We start from the raw sequence: 15,008 nt of genomic DNA on the forward strand, positions 1-15,008 counted from the left end.
GTTCTCCGGGTTGCCCCAGTGGCAGCCGGCTTCTCCCAGATGCATTCGGATTCAGGTTCGAATTCAGGCGGGAAAAGCAGCCCGAGAAACTCTGCTAGAGTTCGGGAGCGCCGAAAGGCCAGAGCGCATCGGATAAACGAAGCTCCGGAAAACGGAGCGGAAAACGTCTGATAAGCTTGAAACACGAAAGAACGAAGCGCCCGGAGAGACCGTGTGAGCGGCTCGAAGGAAGTGTCCGTTCCTTGAGAACTCAACAGCGTGCCAAAAGTCAACGCCAGATATGTTGACATCCCCGGCCCGGGTCGTTCGATCCGGGTTGGAGATTCCTTTGGTAACAAAACACTAGCGAGGACGCAGTGCGCGGGACTTCCCTATTCCGGGGGTCGCCGCGCCGCTCAACGCGGGTGGCCGCTCGATTACGAGCAGACATTCACGGAGAGTTTGATCCTGGCTCAGGACGAACGCTGGCGGCGTGCTTAACACATGCAAGTCGAACGGTGAAGCCCTTCGGGGTGGATCAGTGGCGAACGGGTGAGTAACACGTGGGCAATCTGCCCTGCACTCTGGGACAAGCCCTGGAAACGGGGTCTAATACCGGATATGACCTTCCTCCGCATGGGGGTTGGTGTAAAGCTCCGGCGGTGCAGGATGAGCCCGCGGCCTATCAGCTTGTTGGTGGGGTAATGGCCTACCAAGGCGACGACGGGTAGCCGGCCTGAGAGGGCGACCGGCCACACTGGGACTGAGACACGGCCCAGACTCCTACGGGAGGCAGCAGTGGGGAATATTGCACAATGGGCGAAAGCCTGATGCAGCGACGCCGCGTGAGGGATGACGGCCTTCGGGTTGTAAACCTCTTTCAGCAGGGAAGAAGCGCAAGTGACGGTACCTGCAGAAGAAGCACCGGCTAACTACGTGCCAGCAGCCGCGGTAATACGTAGGGTGCGAGCGTTGTCCGGAATTATTGGGCGTAAAGAGCTCGTAGGCGGCCTGTCGCGTCGGATGTGAAAGCCCGGGGCTTAACCCCGGGTCTGCATTCGATACGGGCAGGCTAGAGTGTGGTAGGGGAGATCGGAATTCCTGGTGTAGCGGTGAAATGCGCAGATATCAGGAGGAACACCGGTGGCGAAGGCGGATCTCTGGGCCATTACTGACGCTGAGGAGCGAAAGCGTGGGGAGCGAACAGGATTAGATACCCTGGTAGTCCACGCCGTAAACGTTGGGAACTAGGTGTTGGCGACATTCCACGTCGTCGGTGCCGCAGCTAACGCATTAAGTTCCCCGCCTGGGGAGTACGGCCGCAAGGCTAAAACTCAAAGGAATTGACGGGGGCCCGCACAAGCAGCGGAGCATGTGGCTTAATTCGACGCAACGCGAAGAACCTTACCAAGGCTTGACATATACCGGAAACGGCCAGAGATGGTCGCCCCCTTGTGGTCGGTATACAGGTGGTGCATGGTTGTCGTCAGCTCGTGTCGTGAGATGTTGGGTTAAGTCCCGCAACGAGCGCAACCCTTGTTCTGTGTTGCCAGCATGCCTTTCGGGGTGATGGGGACTCACAGGAGACTGCCGGGGTCAACTCGGAGGAAGGTGGGGACGACGTCAAATCATCATGCCCCTTATGTCTTGGGCTGCACACGTGCTACAATGGTCGGTACAAAGGGCTGCGATGCCGCGAGGCGGAGCGAATCCCAAAAAGCCGGCCTCAGTTCGGATTGGGGTCTGCAACTCGACCCCATGAAGTTGGAGTTGCTAGTAATCGCAGATCAGCATGCTGCGGTGAATACGTTCCCGGGCCTTGTACACACCGCCCGTCACGTCACGAAAGTCGGTAACACCCGAAGCCGGTGGCCTAACCCGTAAGGGGAGGAGCCGTCGAAGGTGGGACCAGCGATTGGGACGAAGTCGTAACAAGGTAGCCGTACCGGAAGGTGCGGCTGGATCACCTCCTTTCTAAGGAGCACATAGCCGGATGTGAGCGAATGTCTCACACGGTTGCTCATGGGTGGAACGTTGACTATTCGGCACGGTTCGGTCTCATCGACCGCGAGTACTGCGCTTCGGCGCGTGGAAAGCATCCGGTGGGGTTGGGTCGTGGCGGGCACGTTGTTGGGTCCTGAGGGAACGGCCGTGATGGTCGTTGCTTCAGTGCCGGTCCTACTTGATGACCTTCCTTATGGAGGGTTTGATGGTGGGTGACTGGTCGTTGTTTGAGAACTGCACAGTGGACGCGAGCATCTGTGGCCAAGTTTTTAAGGGCGCACGGTGGATGCCTTGGCACCAGGAACCGATGAAGGACGTGGGAGGCCACGATAGTCCCCGGGGAGCCGTCAACCAGGCTTTGATCCGGGGGTTTCCGAATGGGGAAACCCGGCAGTCGTCATGGGCTGTCACCCATACCTGAACACATAGGGTATGTGGAGGGAACGCGGGGAAGTGAAACATCTCAGTACCCGCAGGAAGAGAAAACAACCGTGATTCCGGGAGTAGTGGCGAGCGAAACCGGATGAGGCTAAACCTGTTACGTGTGATACCCGGCAGGGGTTGCGTAGTAGGGGTCGTGGGAAAGTTCTTCAGTCGTCTGCCGGCGGCTGGGTGAGTCAGAAACCGTTGGTGTAGTCGAAGGACATGCGAAAGGTCCGGCGTAGAGGGTAAGACCCCCGTAGACGAAACATCAGCGGCTCACTTGAGCTTCTCCCAAGTAGCACGGAGCCCGAGAAATTCCGTGTGAATCTGGCGGGACCACCCGCTAAGCCTAAATATTCCCTGGTGACCGATAGCGGATAGTACCGTGAGGGAATGGTGAAAAGTACCGCGGGAGCGGAGTGAAATAGTACCTGAAACCGTGTGCCTACAAGCCGTGGGAGCGTCGGATGTGCAGCTTGCTGTGTGTCTCGTGACTGCGTGCCTTTTGAAGAATGAGCCTGCGAGTTTGCGGTGTGTAGCGAGGTTAACCCGTGTGGGGTAGCCGTAGCGAAAGCGAGTCCGAATAGGGCGTTTGAGTTGCATGCCCAAGACCCGAAGCGGAGTGATCTAGCCATGGGCAGGTTGAAGCGGAGGTAAGACTTCGTGGAGGACCGAACCCACCAGGGTTGAAAACCTGGGGGATGACCTGTGGTTAGGGGTGAAAGGCCAATCAAACTCCGTGATAGCTGGTTCTCCCCGAAATGCATTTAGGTGCAGCGTCACGTGTTTCTTGCCGGAGGTAGAGCACTGGATAGGCGATGGGCCTCAACGGGTTACTGACCTTAGCCAAACTCCGAATGCCGGTAAGTGAGAGCGTGGCAGTGAGACTGTGGGGGATAAGCTCCATGGTCGAGAGGGAAACAGCCCAGAACACCGACTAAGGTCCCTAAGCGTGTGCTAAGTGGGAAAGGATGTGGAGTCGCAGAGACAACCAGGAGGTTGGCTTAGAAGCAGCCACCCTTGAAAGAGTGCGTAATAGCTCACTGGTCAAGTGATTCCGCGCCGACAATGTAGCGGGGCTCAAGCACACCACCGAAGTCGTGTCATTGCAGCTATAGGGCCAACGCCTGCTGTGATGGGTAGGGGAGCGTCGTGTTCCGGGTGAAGCAGCGGAGGAATCCAGTTGTGGACGGGACACGAGTGAGAATGCAGGCATGAGTAGCGATACAAGAGTGAGAAACTCTTGCGCCGATTGACCAAGGGTTCCTGGGTCAAGCTGATCTGCCCAGGGTAAGTCGGGACCTAAGGCGAGGCCGACAGGCGTAGTCGATGGACAACGGGTTGATATTCCCGTACCCGCTTTGAAGCGCCAACGTCGAACCTCTGAATGCTAAAGCCGTGAAGCCGGCCCGGAGTCTTCGGACAAAGGGACGTGGTGGAGCCGCTGACCCAACAGGGTAGTAGGTGAGCGATGGGGTGACGCAGGAAGGTAGTCCAGCCCGGGCGGTGGTTGTCCCGGGGTAAGGGTGTAGGCCGAGTGATAGGCAAATCCGTCACTCATTGAGGCTGAGACCTGATGCCGAGCCGATTGTGGTGAAGTGGATGATCCTATGCTGTCGAGAAAAGCCTCTAGCGAGTTTCATGGCGGCCCGTACCCCAAACCGACTCAGGTGGTCAGGTAGAGAATACCGAGGCGTTCGGGTGAACTATGGTTAAGGAACTCGGCAAAATGCCCCCGTAACTTCGGGAGAAGGGGGCCGGAACTGGTGATGAGTCTTGCACTCTGAGCTGGGGCCGGCCGCAGAGACCAGCGAGAAGCGACTGTTTACTAAAAACACAGGTCCGTGCGAAGCCGTAAGGCGATGTATACGGACTGACGCCTGCCCGGTGCTGGAACGTTAAGGGGACCGGTTAGTCGAGATTCGTCTCGGCGAAGCTGAGAACTTAAGCGCCAGTAAACGGCGGTGGTAACTATAACCATCCTAAGGTAGCGAAATTCCTTGTCGGGTAAGTTCCGACCTGCACGAATGGCGTAACGACTTCTCGACTGTCTCAACCATAGGCCCGGTGAAATTGCATTACGAGTAAAGATGCTCGTTTCGCGCAGCAGGACGGAAAGACCCCGGGACCTTTACTATAGCTTGATATTGGTGTTCGGTTCGGCTTGTGTAGGATAGGTGGGAGACTTTGAAGCGGCCACGCCAGTGGTTGTGGAGTCGACGTTGAAATACCACTCTGGTCGTGCTGGATGTCTAACCTGGGTCCGTGATCCGGATCAGGGACAGTGTCTGGTGGGTAGTTTAACTGGGGCGGTTGCCTCCTAAAGAGTAACGGAGGCGCCCAAAGGTTCCCTCAGCCTGGTTGGCAATCAGGTGTTGAGTGTAAGTGCACAAGGGAGCTTGACTGTGAGACCGACGGGTCGAGCAGGTGCGAAAGCAGGGACTAGTGATCCGGCGGTGGCTTGTGGAAGCGCCGTCGCTCAACGGATAAAAGGTACCCCGGGGATAACAGGCTGATCTTCCCCAAGAGTCCATATCGACGGGATGGTTTGGCACCTCGATGTCGGCTCGTCGCATCCTGGGGCTGGAGTAGGTCCCAAGGGTTGGGCTGTTCGCCCATTAAAGCGGTACGCGAGCTGGGTTTAGAACGTCGTGAGACAGTTCGGTCCCTATCCGCTGTGCGCGTAGGAATATTGAGAAGGGCTGTCCCTAGTACGAGAGGACCGGGACGGACGAACCTCTGGTGTGCCAGTTGTCCTGCCAAGGGCATGGCTGGTTGGCTACGTTCGGGAGGGATAACCGCTGAAAGCATCTAAGCGGGAAGCCTGCTTCGAGATGAGTATTCCCACCTCCTTGAGAGGGTAAGGCTCCCAGTAGACGACTGGGTTGATAGGCCGGATGTGGAAGCCCTGTAAGGGGTGGAGCTGACCGGTACTAATAGGCCGAGGGCTTGTCCTCAGTTGCTCGCGTCCACTGTGTTGTTCTGAAACAACGACCCCGTTTTTCCCGGGCCACGGGGAGAGCGGTGCGGTGACAGTTTCATAGTGTTTCGGTGGTCATAGCGTGAGGGAAACGCCCGGTTACATTCCGAACCCGGAAGCTAAGCCTCACAGCGCCGATGGTACTGCAGGGGGGACCCTGTGGGAGAGTAGGACGCCGCCGAACAATCATTCAGGAAAGGCCCCGCCGGGTAACTGGCGGGGCCTTTTCGCATGTCCGGAACTTGCTCGATGCCCGGGGTGGGGGACAGACTGGCCGTCGAGTGGTGGAGACCATTCCCGGGGGCGGCAAGGGGGCACAGGCATGGGAGGGGACGGCGCAGCCGCCGACTTCGACGCGTTCTACGAGGCTTCGTACGGTCAGCTCGTCGCGCACCTCTATGCGTTGACCGGTGACCTGGGGGAGGCCCAGGACGCGGCCCAGGAGGCGTTCATCCGGGCCTGGGACAGGTGGCATCAGGTCAGCACCCACGACAACCCGGTCGCCTGGGTCCGGCTCACCGGTCAGCGGGTGGCGATCAGTCGCTGGCGGCGGGCCCGCACGGCGGTGCGCAGCTGGGTCCGGCACGGTCCGGTGGCGCCGGTCGCCGGTCCGGGGCCGGACACCGTCGCCCTGGTCGATGCGTTGCGGCGGTTGCCGGAGGCGCAGCGGTCCGCACTGGTGCTGCACCACATGGGCGGCCGGTCGGTGGCGGAGATCGCGGCGGAGGGCGGTGTCGCGGTGGGTACCGTCAAAGCGCGGCTGCACCGGGGCCGGCAGGCCCTGGCGGTCCTGCTCGGCGAGGAGCCCGCGAGAGTTCCGGAGCCGGTGCCCACGCAGCCGAGCACCGTCCCCGTCCCCGTCCCCGTCCCCGTCCCCGTCCAGGCTTCGGGTCGCAGGCCCGTCGGCGTCCGTGCGAACAACACGGCCGCTCCCGACCTCGGGCCCGGCTCCCTGCCGCGGACCCGTCCGGAGAGTCCGCCCGGCGCCGAGGTGGAGCCCGGGCCGGTTGGGGACGGTGACGAGGGCAGCGGTGCGACGATGCCGGCCGGTCCCGCGGACACGCTCGCCAGGGAGCTGACGGAGCTGACCGCGCATGCGTGAGAGGACGCGGAGCCGGCTGGACGAGCCCGGTCGGACCGGTATCACCACGGCGAGGCTCGAACACCGCTTCGAGACCCTGCGTGATGAGGTGACGACCACGGTGCAGCCGCCCTTCACGGCCCGGATGGTCCGAAGAACGGTCGGCCGGCGCAGGCGACGACGGGGGGCCGTGCTGGGTGCCGGTTGCGTGATCGCGGCACTGGCCCTGTGGAGTGCGCGGGGCCTGCTGCCGCCGGTCGGCGAGGGGGCGGCGGGGGGCCACGGCAAGGATCAGCGGATCGCCGCGGAGATCCCCCTGCCCGGCCCGGTCGTGGCGGCCGGGCCCGGTTCGCCGCCGGCGGCGGCCCCCGACGACGCCGACCTGCTGCTTCCGGTCGGGAACCTGCCGATCGCCGAGGGCAGCTACGGCCCCTGGCTGCTGACCGGCGTGACGGGTGCGCACGGGTCGGCCGCCGCCACGGCCACCACCGACTCCGCCACCGCCGCCGCCACCGACACCGCCGCCGCCACGGCCACCACCGGCGCCGCATCCGCCGGTCCCGGCGGCGTCGACACGCGGCCGACCACGTGCCTGGGACGCGTCGCGGGTTCGGTCGGTGCCGTCAGCCTGCTGGAGCGGTCCTTCTCGGATGTCAGCGGCTACGGGGCCAGCGCGGCGGAGTACGTGCTGGTGTTCGCGTCCCGGCAGGAGGCCGCCGACGCGGCCGCCCGTCTGCGAGCGCCGACGGACTGCGGGTTCGGGCCCGTGGGCGTGACCGCCCTGGCGTGCTCGGCGGACGTGGCCGCCGTGCTGGACGAGTTCGGCCGGGTCGCCGTCGAGGAGATCACGGTGCAGCAGGTCGGCGTCCGGCTGGTGGCCATGGCCGTGCACCGCCTCGCTGTCTCGACGGCCACGCCGTCGAGTGGTCGGCAGCTGCCGCAGTCGCCGCAGGCGCTCGTCCTGCCGGAGTTCTACCGGGCGGCGGCCGACCTTCGCTCCCTGCTCGCGGCCGCGCCGGGAGCCTCCGCGTCCCCGGCCCTGTCGCCCGCGGCCGTGGCAGCGTGTACGGCGCAGAGCACCGCGCCCGGCCGCTGAGGGGGTTTCTTCCGCCAGGTGAAGTTTCGTTGACCCGGCCCGGTCCGGCTGCCAGGCTTTGGGGCGTGAGCCAATTCGAGCGCCTTGTGGGCCGCCTGCACGTCGATCTGCGACGGCACGCGAGCGCCATCTGTGCTGTCTGCCACTGACCGGCGCTCCTTCGCGCTGACGCGCATCTCTCACCTGTCGGCCTGAAGCCGGCCCCCGCCACCACGGCCGGCCCGGTCGTCGCCATCGGCTCGGCCGTCGCGTCCGGCCGTGCCGGCGTACCCGGCCCCCGGCCCCCGCCCCGGTTCCGCCGCCGGGTGTTTCCGTCCACCTCCGGCCCTTCCGGCACCCGCCTCGCCGCGCGACGGGCAGTCACCTGCCCGTCCCCGTCGGCGTACCCTGCCGACCCCGCAAAGGATCTCGCATGCCCGTGACTTCAAGGCCGGTACTCCGGCCCAGCTCCCGACGCCAGTTCCTGGCGTTGGCCGCCATCGGGGCGGCGGCCGCCGCCTGCGGCCGGGCGACGGCCGCCGAAGGTGGTGGGGCCGAGACGAAGAAGCTTCGTTACCAGGGCTGGGTCGGGCAGGTGACACTGCCCGAACTCGCAGAGGATCTGGGCTACTTCGGTGATGTGAGGCTGGAGTGGGTCGGCAACACCGTCAGCGGCCCGCAGGACATCCAGTCGGCCGCGACCGGGCAGACGGACTTCGGCGGGGCGTTCAACGGTGCGGTGGTCAAGCTGATCTCGGCCGGGGCGCCGGTGAAGGCGGCGATCAGCTACTACGGCGTCGACGCCGCCTCCTTCAACGGCTACTACGTGCTGGAGGACAGCCCGATCCGCTCGGCCCGGGACCTGATCGGCAAGAAGGTCGGGATGAACACCCTCGGCGCCCACGTCGAAGCGGTGCTCGACACCTACCTCCAGCGCAACGGCTTTGCCGCGGGGGAGTTGGGCCGGGTCGAGCGGATCGTGGTGCCACCGGTCAACACCGAGCAGTCGTTGCGGCAGAAGCAGATAGAGGTCGCCTCGCTCGGCGGCGTCCTCCGGGACAAGGCTCTGGCGGCCGGCGGGATCAGGCCGCTGTTCAGCGACTTCGACCTGCTGGGCGCCTTCAGCGCCGGCACGTACGTGCTGACGAACCGCTTCCTCAAGCAGAACCCGAACACGGCGAGGGTCTTTGTGACGGGAGTCGCGAAGGCGATCGAGTGGGCCAGGTCGTCGCCGCGGGAGGAGGTGATCGCGCGCAGTGCGGAGATCATCAAGCGGCGCGGTCGGAACGAGGACGTCGCTGCGCTCCAGTACTGGAAGTCCTTCGGCGTCGCCGAGCCCGGTGGCCGGATCACGGACGGAACCTTCCAGCTCTGGATCGACTGGCTGACCGCACACGGTGACATCAAGGCCGGTCAGGTCAAGGCCGCCGACCTCTACACCAACCGGTTCAACGGCTATCCGGCCGTCTCCCCGAGCGCCGTGAGGAGTTGAGTACCCGATGACCGCGCACATCAGTTTTCGCAAGGTCACCAAGACCTTCCCGGTCCGGGGGCGGGCGGGAGGCCGTCGCGCCTCCGAGTTCACCGCCCTCGACGCCGTCGAACTCGACGTCGCGAAGGGTGAGTTCCTGGCCGTGGTCGGCCCGAGCGGATGCGGCAAGTCCACCCTGCTGGACCTGCTCGGGGGCCTGACGGCGCCGACCTCGGGTGAGATCCTGCTCGACGGCCGCCCGGTGACCGGGCCGGGTGTCGACCGCAGCATCGTCTTCCAGCAGTACGCGCTGCTGCCGTGGCGCACGGCACAGGGCAACGTCGAGTTCGGGCTGGAGGCCACCGGCGTGCCCCGGCGGCAACGGGCGGCCAGGGCAAGGGAGTACCTCGACCTGGTCGGTCTCACCGGCTTCGAGGACCGCCACCCGCACGAGCTGTCCGGTGGGATGAAGCAGCGGGTGGCGATCGCCCGCAGCCTGGCGTACGACCCGGACGTCCTGCTGATGGACGAGCCGTTCGCCGCCCTCGACGCGCAGACCCGCGAGTCGCTCCAGGACGAGCTGCTGCGGATCTGGCAGCGCACCGGCAAGACCGTCGTGTTCATCACCCACGGCATCGAGGAGGCGGTCTACCTCGGCGGCCGGGTCGCGGTGCTCACCTCACGGCCCGGCCGGGTCAAGGAGGTGGTGCCGATCGATCTGGGTGAGCGGGCGGCGGGCCAGGACCTCCGGTCCAGCCCCGAGTTCGCGAACTACCGACGCCGGATCTGGAGCCTGCTGCACGACGAGGTCAGCCGTGCACAGCAGTTGGAACGAGAGGTCAGCCACGTATGAGCACCGACCTGAACCCGCGCCCGGCGGTCGCCGAGCGGGCACCCCGCAGCGCGTCCCGACCGGCCCCCGCCCCGCGGCTCACGCCGGCCGAGCGGTCCGAGGCATCCGAGGGGCCCCGGCGGCCGGGAGCGCTGCGACGCCTGCCCGGGCTCCTGCTCAGCGGCGCCACCAAGAGCGTGGCGATCCTCGCGCTGCTGGCGCTCTGGGAGCTCGCTCCGCGCTTCGATCTGGTGGACCGTACGTTTCTGCCACCGTTCAGTGAAGTCCTGGCGGCCTGGTACGGGCTGCTGCAGAACGGCCAGCTGGCCGACAACACCGTGGCCAGCCTGACCCGTTCGCTCGCGGGCTTCGGCCTGGCGGTGGTGATCGGAGTGCCGCTGGGCCTGCTGATCGGCTGGTACCGCCCGGTCGCCAACCTGCTCAGCCCGTTGCTGGAACTGTTCCGCAACACGGCGGCGCTCGCTCTGCTCCCGGTGTTCGTACTGATCCTCGGTATCGGCGAGACGTCCAAGATCTCGATCGTGCTGTACGCCTGCCTCTGGCCGATCCTGCTGAACACCATCAGCGCGGTACGCAGCGTGGATCCGACGCTGATCCGGCTCGCCCGCTCGCTGGACCTCTCCGCGCCCAGGCTGTTCCAGAAGGTGATTCTGCCCGCTTCGGTTCCGGTGGTCTTCACCGGCGTCCGGCTCGCCGGAGCGGTGTCGATCCTGGTGCTGGTCGCCGCGGAGATGGTGGGGGCGAAGGCCGGGCTCGGCTATCTGATCAACGCCTCGCAGTACAACTTCGCGATCCCGCAGATGTACGCGGGCATCGTGACCATCTCCGTCATCGGGCTGCTCTTCAACCAGTTGCTGGTCGCGTTGGAGCGTAGGTTCACCGCCTGGCGTGCCCCGCTGGGCAGTTGAGCGGCGAGGCGGGGCCGGCCGCGCGGCCCGCCCGGCCGAACTCCGCCCGCCCGACGACCGTCCCGCCGTCGACCCGCTCACCGACGCCCCCTGACTCCCGTCCCCTCCCCGACGCCCCGTCCCCGACGTCCCAGCACCCGACGTCCCGGGTCCCGACGTCCCAGCACCCGACGTCCCGGGTCCCGACATCCAGCACCCGACGTCCCGGGTCCCGACATCCAGCACCCACCGCTGCCCCGTACTCAACGTCCAAAGCCTGAAGGGAACTCCGATGACCAGCACCTTCGAGATCCGCAAGGTCGGCGGCCGGATCGGCGCCGAGATCCTCGGCGTCGACACCGCCGCCGAGCTCGACCGCGAGACCGTCGAACAGCTCAACGCCGCACTGGTGGAGCACAAGGCGCTCTTCTTCCGCGGCCAGCAGCTCGACGACGACGGCCAGACCCGGTTCGCCGCCAACTTCGGCACCCTCACGACCGCCCACCCGACCGTCCCGTCGCTGGACGGTCAGCCCAACGTGCTGGCGGTGGACAGCGAGGACGGCGGGCGGGCCAATCGCTGGCACACCGACGTCACCTTCGTCCGCACACCGCCCAAGGCCAGCACCCTGCGCAGCCTGATCGTCCCGCCGTACGGGGGCAACACCCTGATCGCCAACACCCAGAGCGCCTACCGCGATCTGCCGGAGCAGCTGCGCGAGTTCGCCGACCGGCTCTGGGCCGTGCACACCAACGACTACGACTACGCCCAGGGCAAGGAGCTCGACGCGGCCGACCAGGAGCGCCGCCGGGTGTTCACCGCGCGCACCTACCGCACCGCCCACCCGGTGGTCCGGGTGCACCCGGAGAGCGGCGAGCGCGGGCTGTTCATCGGCGGTTTCGCACAGTCGATCGTCGGCCTGCCGAGCGCCGAGTCGCACGACCTGCTGCGCAGCCTCCAGGCGTACGTGACCCGGCCGGAGAACGTGGTCCGCTGGCGCTGGGAGCTCGGGGACGTGGTGCTGTTCGACAACCGCGCCACCCAGCACTACGCGCCGGACGACTACGACGACCTGCCCCGACGCCTGCACCGCGTCACCGTCGCCGGCGACATCCCGGTGGGTGTCACGGGGGAGCCCAGCTACGTTCTCGAAGGCGACGACGCCTCGCACTACACGCCCTGACGATCTGACTTGCGGTGAGGGGCCCGCCCGGGCGCAGGACGGCCGGGCGGGCCCTTCGCGCGCCCCGCCGGGCGCCGTGCCGATGGCCGGGCCGGGCCCCTGGCCCGACCACCGGCTCCCCAGGGGCTCCCGACGGCACTCCGGGGCAGGGCATGGGCGGCTCCGGGCCCGGCGGGGCACGCGAGCGTGGGCCCGGACCGCTCGCGCGATCCGGGCCCACGCTCCGGGGTGGCGGCGCCGCCGCGGTACCCGCCCGTCAGACGCCGGCGTACCGCCCGACCGGGCGGGGCAGGCCGTAGTGCTCGCGCAGGGTGCGACCGGTGTAGCCCTCGCGGAAGAGACCGCGCCTGCGCAGGATCGGCACCACCTGCTCGACGAAGTCGTCCAGTCCGCCGGGCAGGACCGGCGGCATGATGTTGAAGCCGTCGGCCGCGCCCCGGGTGAACCAGGTCTCGATGTGATCGGCGAGTTGCTCGGGGGTGCCGACGACGACCTGGTGTCCGCGGCCGCCGCCGAGCCGGCCGACCAGCTGGCGCAGGGTCAGCCGGTCGCGTTCGGCGAGGTCGCGGATCAGTTCGAAGCGGCTCTTCGCGCCGTTGATCTCGGTGATCGGCGGCAGCGGCGGCAGGGGCTCGTCCAGCGGGTGGTCGGTGAGGTCGACACCGAGGACGGTGGAGAGCACGGCGACCGCGCGGGCCGGGCTGATCAGGGCGTCCAGCTCCTCGTCCAGCGCCCGCGCCTCGGCCTCGGTGGACCCGAGCACGGGGACGACGCCGGGCAGGATCTTCACCCCCGCCGGGTCGCGGCCGGCGTCGGCGGCCCGCTGCTTGAGGTCGCGGTAGAAGGCCTGCCCCTCGGCCAGGGTCTGCTGCGCGGTGAACACGGCCTCCGCCCAGCGGGCCGCGAACGCCTTGCCGCTGTCGGAGGAGCCGGCCTGGACGAGCAGCGGGTGGCCCTGCGGGCTGCGCGGGATGTTCAGCGGGCCGCGGACCTGGAAGTGCTTGCCGACGTGGTCGATGTCGTGCACCCGCGCCGGGTCGGCGAACGCCCCGCTCGCGCGGTCCAGCAGCAGCGCCTCGTCCTCCCAGCTGTCCCACAGCGCGGTGACCACGTCGAGGAACTCGGCGGCGCGCTCGTACCGGACGGCGTGTTCCTGGTTGGCGTCGCGGCTGAAGTTCTGCGCGGCGCGGTCACCGGCGGAGGTGACGATGTTCCAGCCTGCCCGGCCCCGGCTGATGTGGTCCAGCGAGGCGAACTGGCGGGCCAGGTTGTACGGCTCGGAGAAACCGGTGGAGACGGTGCCGATGAGGCCGATCCGCGTGGTCACCGCGGCCAACGCGGTGAGCAGGGTGAACGGTTCGAAGTGGCTGATCAGGCCCCAGCCGCCGTCGGAGCGGGCCTCGACGCCGTCGGCGAGGAACACCGAGTCGAAGGAGGCGGCCTCGGCGCTCCGCGCGAGCCGCTGGAAGTGCGCGATGTCCCCGGCGGCCGACGGGTCGGTGCGGGGGTGGCGCCAGGCGGCCTCGTGGTGGCCGACGCCCATCAGGAAGAGGTTGAAGTGGAGTTGGCGCTCGGCGGAGGATTCGGGCACGGCGGTACGCTCCGGGGCTCGGAAGGCGGGTGGTGGAAGGGGGATGCCCCGATTCTCCGGCCCGCCCTCCGGCGCTTCAACGATTCACCGGGCGATGGAATTAATGCGCCGTTGACGGGGCCTCAACGCAGCACCCGCGAGGTCGAACGGCCGGCGGTGCGCAGCTCCATCGGCCGCTGGTAGACGCTGTCGAGCACCCCGGCGCAGGCGGCCACCGCCAGCACCTCGACGCCGAATCCGGTCGCGGTGACCAGTTGTTCGGGTGCGGCGTGGGAGTGCAGCCGGATCTGCTCCGCCAGGTACGGGCGCAGCGCGGGGGCCACCATCAGCCCGGCCTCGCTGACCACCAGGACCTCGGGGTTGAGGACGTCGAGCAGCAGTCCGGCGGCGGGCGCGACGAGCCGCAGCCGCTCCTCGAACAGTCGCAGCGCAGCTGGATCCCCGGCGCCGGCCAGGGCCAGCAGCAGGTCGAACTCGGGTGCGCGGATCAGCCCCGTGGCGTGTGCCCGGCGGGCGAAGGTCCGCTCCGAGACGGTGGCCTGGAGGCAGCCGGTGCGCCCGCACGAGCAGCGCTCGGTGGAGCCCGGCACGGCGAGGTGGCCGATGTCGCCGGCCCGGGAGCGGCGCCCGCGCAGGACGCTGCCGCCGGTGGCGATGGCGGCGTCGACGACGTTGCCGACGAACAACTGGACGAGTTCGGTGGCACCGCCGCCGGCGCCGAACAGCAGCTCCGCCTGCGCCAGCGCCCGGGCGTGGCTGTCGACGTGCACGGGCAACCGGGTGGCGCCGGCCAGGAAGTCGCGGACGGGGACGTCGTGCCAGCCGAGCGGCCCGTGCTCGACGACACTGCCGCTCTCGGAGTCCACCCAGCCGCCGGTGACCACACCGAGGCCGAGCAGCGAGTGCCCGCCGGCCCGGCGGGCCAGGAAGCCGGGCAGGTACGCCCGGATCGCGGCCAGCACGGCGGCGGCGTCGCCGCGCCGGGGGAGGCGCTCGTGCGCGACCACCCGTCCGCGCAGGTCCAGCAGGGCGAAGGTCAGCCAGGGCACGCCGATGTGCACACCGCAGGCGAGGTGGTGGCGGGTGTCGATGTCGAGGGGCAGCCGTGGGCGACCGGCCCGGGGCGGGCCGTCCGGCGGGGGGAGTTCGCGCAGCAGCCCGAGGCCGCTGAGGTCGGCGGTGTGCCGGGAGACGGCTGCCGGGCTGAGGCCGGTGGCCCGGCCGACGGCGCTGCGGGTCAGCGGGCCGCCGGTCAGGACGGAGCGGAGTACGGCGCCGGCCCCACCGCCCTCCGTGGGCAGCGGGCCCCTGCCGTGCGTGGGCGGTGCGACCAGGGAGAGCATGCGGTCGATGCTCCCAGCGGCGTGTTGCGCGGGCGTGGCGAGGGCATGAAAGGGCCCGGGTCGCCGCTCCGGCCGCCGGGGGCGCGGGGCACCGTCAATATCGCGCTAAGACTGTCCTCCCGGCGTCCGGATCAGCGG

Annotated in this window: 8 protein-coding genes and 3 rRNA genes; 9 read left to right on the top strand and 2 right to left on the bottom strand. The window is 67.4% G+C overall.

Translation table 11 applies throughout. The features are described from left to right. Nucleotides 1-429 precede the first annotated feature (429 nt). The 9 genes from OG823_RS22910 to OG823_RS22950 all read left to right on the top strand — a co-directional run bounded on the left by OG823_RS22910 (nucleotide 430) and on the right by OG823_RS22950 (nucleotide 11,936). Nucleotides 430-1,953: ribosomal RNA gene (locus tag OG823_RS22910) — 16S ribosomal RNA — on the top strand. Between the two features lie 289 nt (nucleotides 1,954-2,242). Beyond that, nucleotides 2,243-5,363 (top strand): 23S ribosomal RNA (locus OG823_RS22915). Nucleotides 5,364-5,453: 90 nt separating this feature from the next. Then, nucleotides 5,454-5,570, top strand: a 5S ribosomal RNA gene (rrf, locus tag OG823_RS22920). The 16S, 23S and 5S rRNA genes sit together here, the layout of an rRNA operon. Nucleotides 5,571-5,708: 138 nt before the next feature. After that, on the top strand, nucleotides 5,709-6,488 hold the full coding sequence (locus tag OG823_RS22925; protein ID WP_371481486.1) for a SigE family RNA polymerase sigma factor: 780 nt from the start codon (nucleotides 5,709-5,711) through the stop codon (nucleotides 6,486-6,488). Then, the gene (locus OG823_RS22930; RefSeq protein WP_371481487.1) at nucleotides 6,481-7,563 is read left to right on the top strand and encodes a hypothetical protein; all 1,083 of its coding nucleotides are present in this window, start codon (nucleotides 6,481-6,483) and stop codon (nucleotides 7,561-7,563) included. The genes OG823_RS22925 and OG823_RS22930 overlap by 8 nt, the downstream gene beginning before the upstream one ends. A 412-nt stretch (nucleotides 7,564-7,975) precedes the next feature. Next, the gene (locus OG823_RS22935) at nucleotides 7,976-9,034 is read left to right on the top strand and encodes an ABC transporter substrate-binding protein (RefSeq protein WP_371481488.1); all 1,059 of its coding nucleotides are present in this window, start codon (nucleotides 7,976-7,978) and stop codon (nucleotides 9,032-9,034) included. Nucleotides 9,035-9,041: 7 nt separating this feature from the next. Next, the gene (locus OG823_RS22940) at nucleotides 9,042-9,866 is read left to right on the top strand and encodes an ABC transporter ATP-binding protein (protein ID WP_371481489.1); all 825 of its coding nucleotides are present in this window, start codon (nucleotides 9,042-9,044) and stop codon (nucleotides 9,864-9,866) included. Further along, a complete protein-coding gene (locus OG823_RS22945) occupies nucleotides 9,863-10,774 on the top strand; it encodes an ABC transporter permease (RefSeq protein WP_371481490.1) in 912 nt (303 codons plus the stop codon). The genes OG823_RS22940 and OG823_RS22945 overlap by 4 nt, the downstream gene beginning before the upstream one ends. Nucleotides 10,775-11,045: 271 nt before the next feature. Next, a complete protein-coding gene (locus OG823_RS22950; protein WP_371481491.1) occupies nucleotides 11,046-11,936 on the top strand; it encodes a TauD/TfdA dioxygenase family protein in 891 nt (296 codons plus the stop codon). A gap of 256 nt (nucleotides 11,937-12,192) precedes the next feature. Here OG823_RS22950 and OG823_RS22955 read toward each other — a convergent pair whose 3' ends face one another. Together OG823_RS22955 and OG823_RS22960 are read right to left on the bottom strand one after the other, a co-directional pair. After that, the gene (locus OG823_RS22955; protein WP_371481492.1) at nucleotides 12,193-13,527 is read right to left on the bottom strand and encodes an LLM class flavin-dependent oxidoreductase; all 1,335 of its coding nucleotides are present in this window, start codon (nucleotides 13,525-13,527) and stop codon (nucleotides 12,193-12,195) included. A 122-nt stretch (nucleotides 13,528-13,649) separates the two neighbouring features. Next, a complete protein-coding gene (locus OG823_RS22960; RefSeq protein ID WP_371481493.1) occupies nucleotides 13,650-14,870 on the bottom strand; it encodes an ROK family protein in 1,221 nt (406 codons plus the stop codon). Nucleotides 14,871-15,008: the final 138 nt, after the last annotated feature.

The sequence above is a fragment of the Kitasatospora sp. NBC_00315 genome (assembly GCF_041435095.1).
Lineage (GTDB): Bacteria > Actinomycetota > Actinomycetes > Streptomycetales > Streptomycetaceae > Kitasatospora.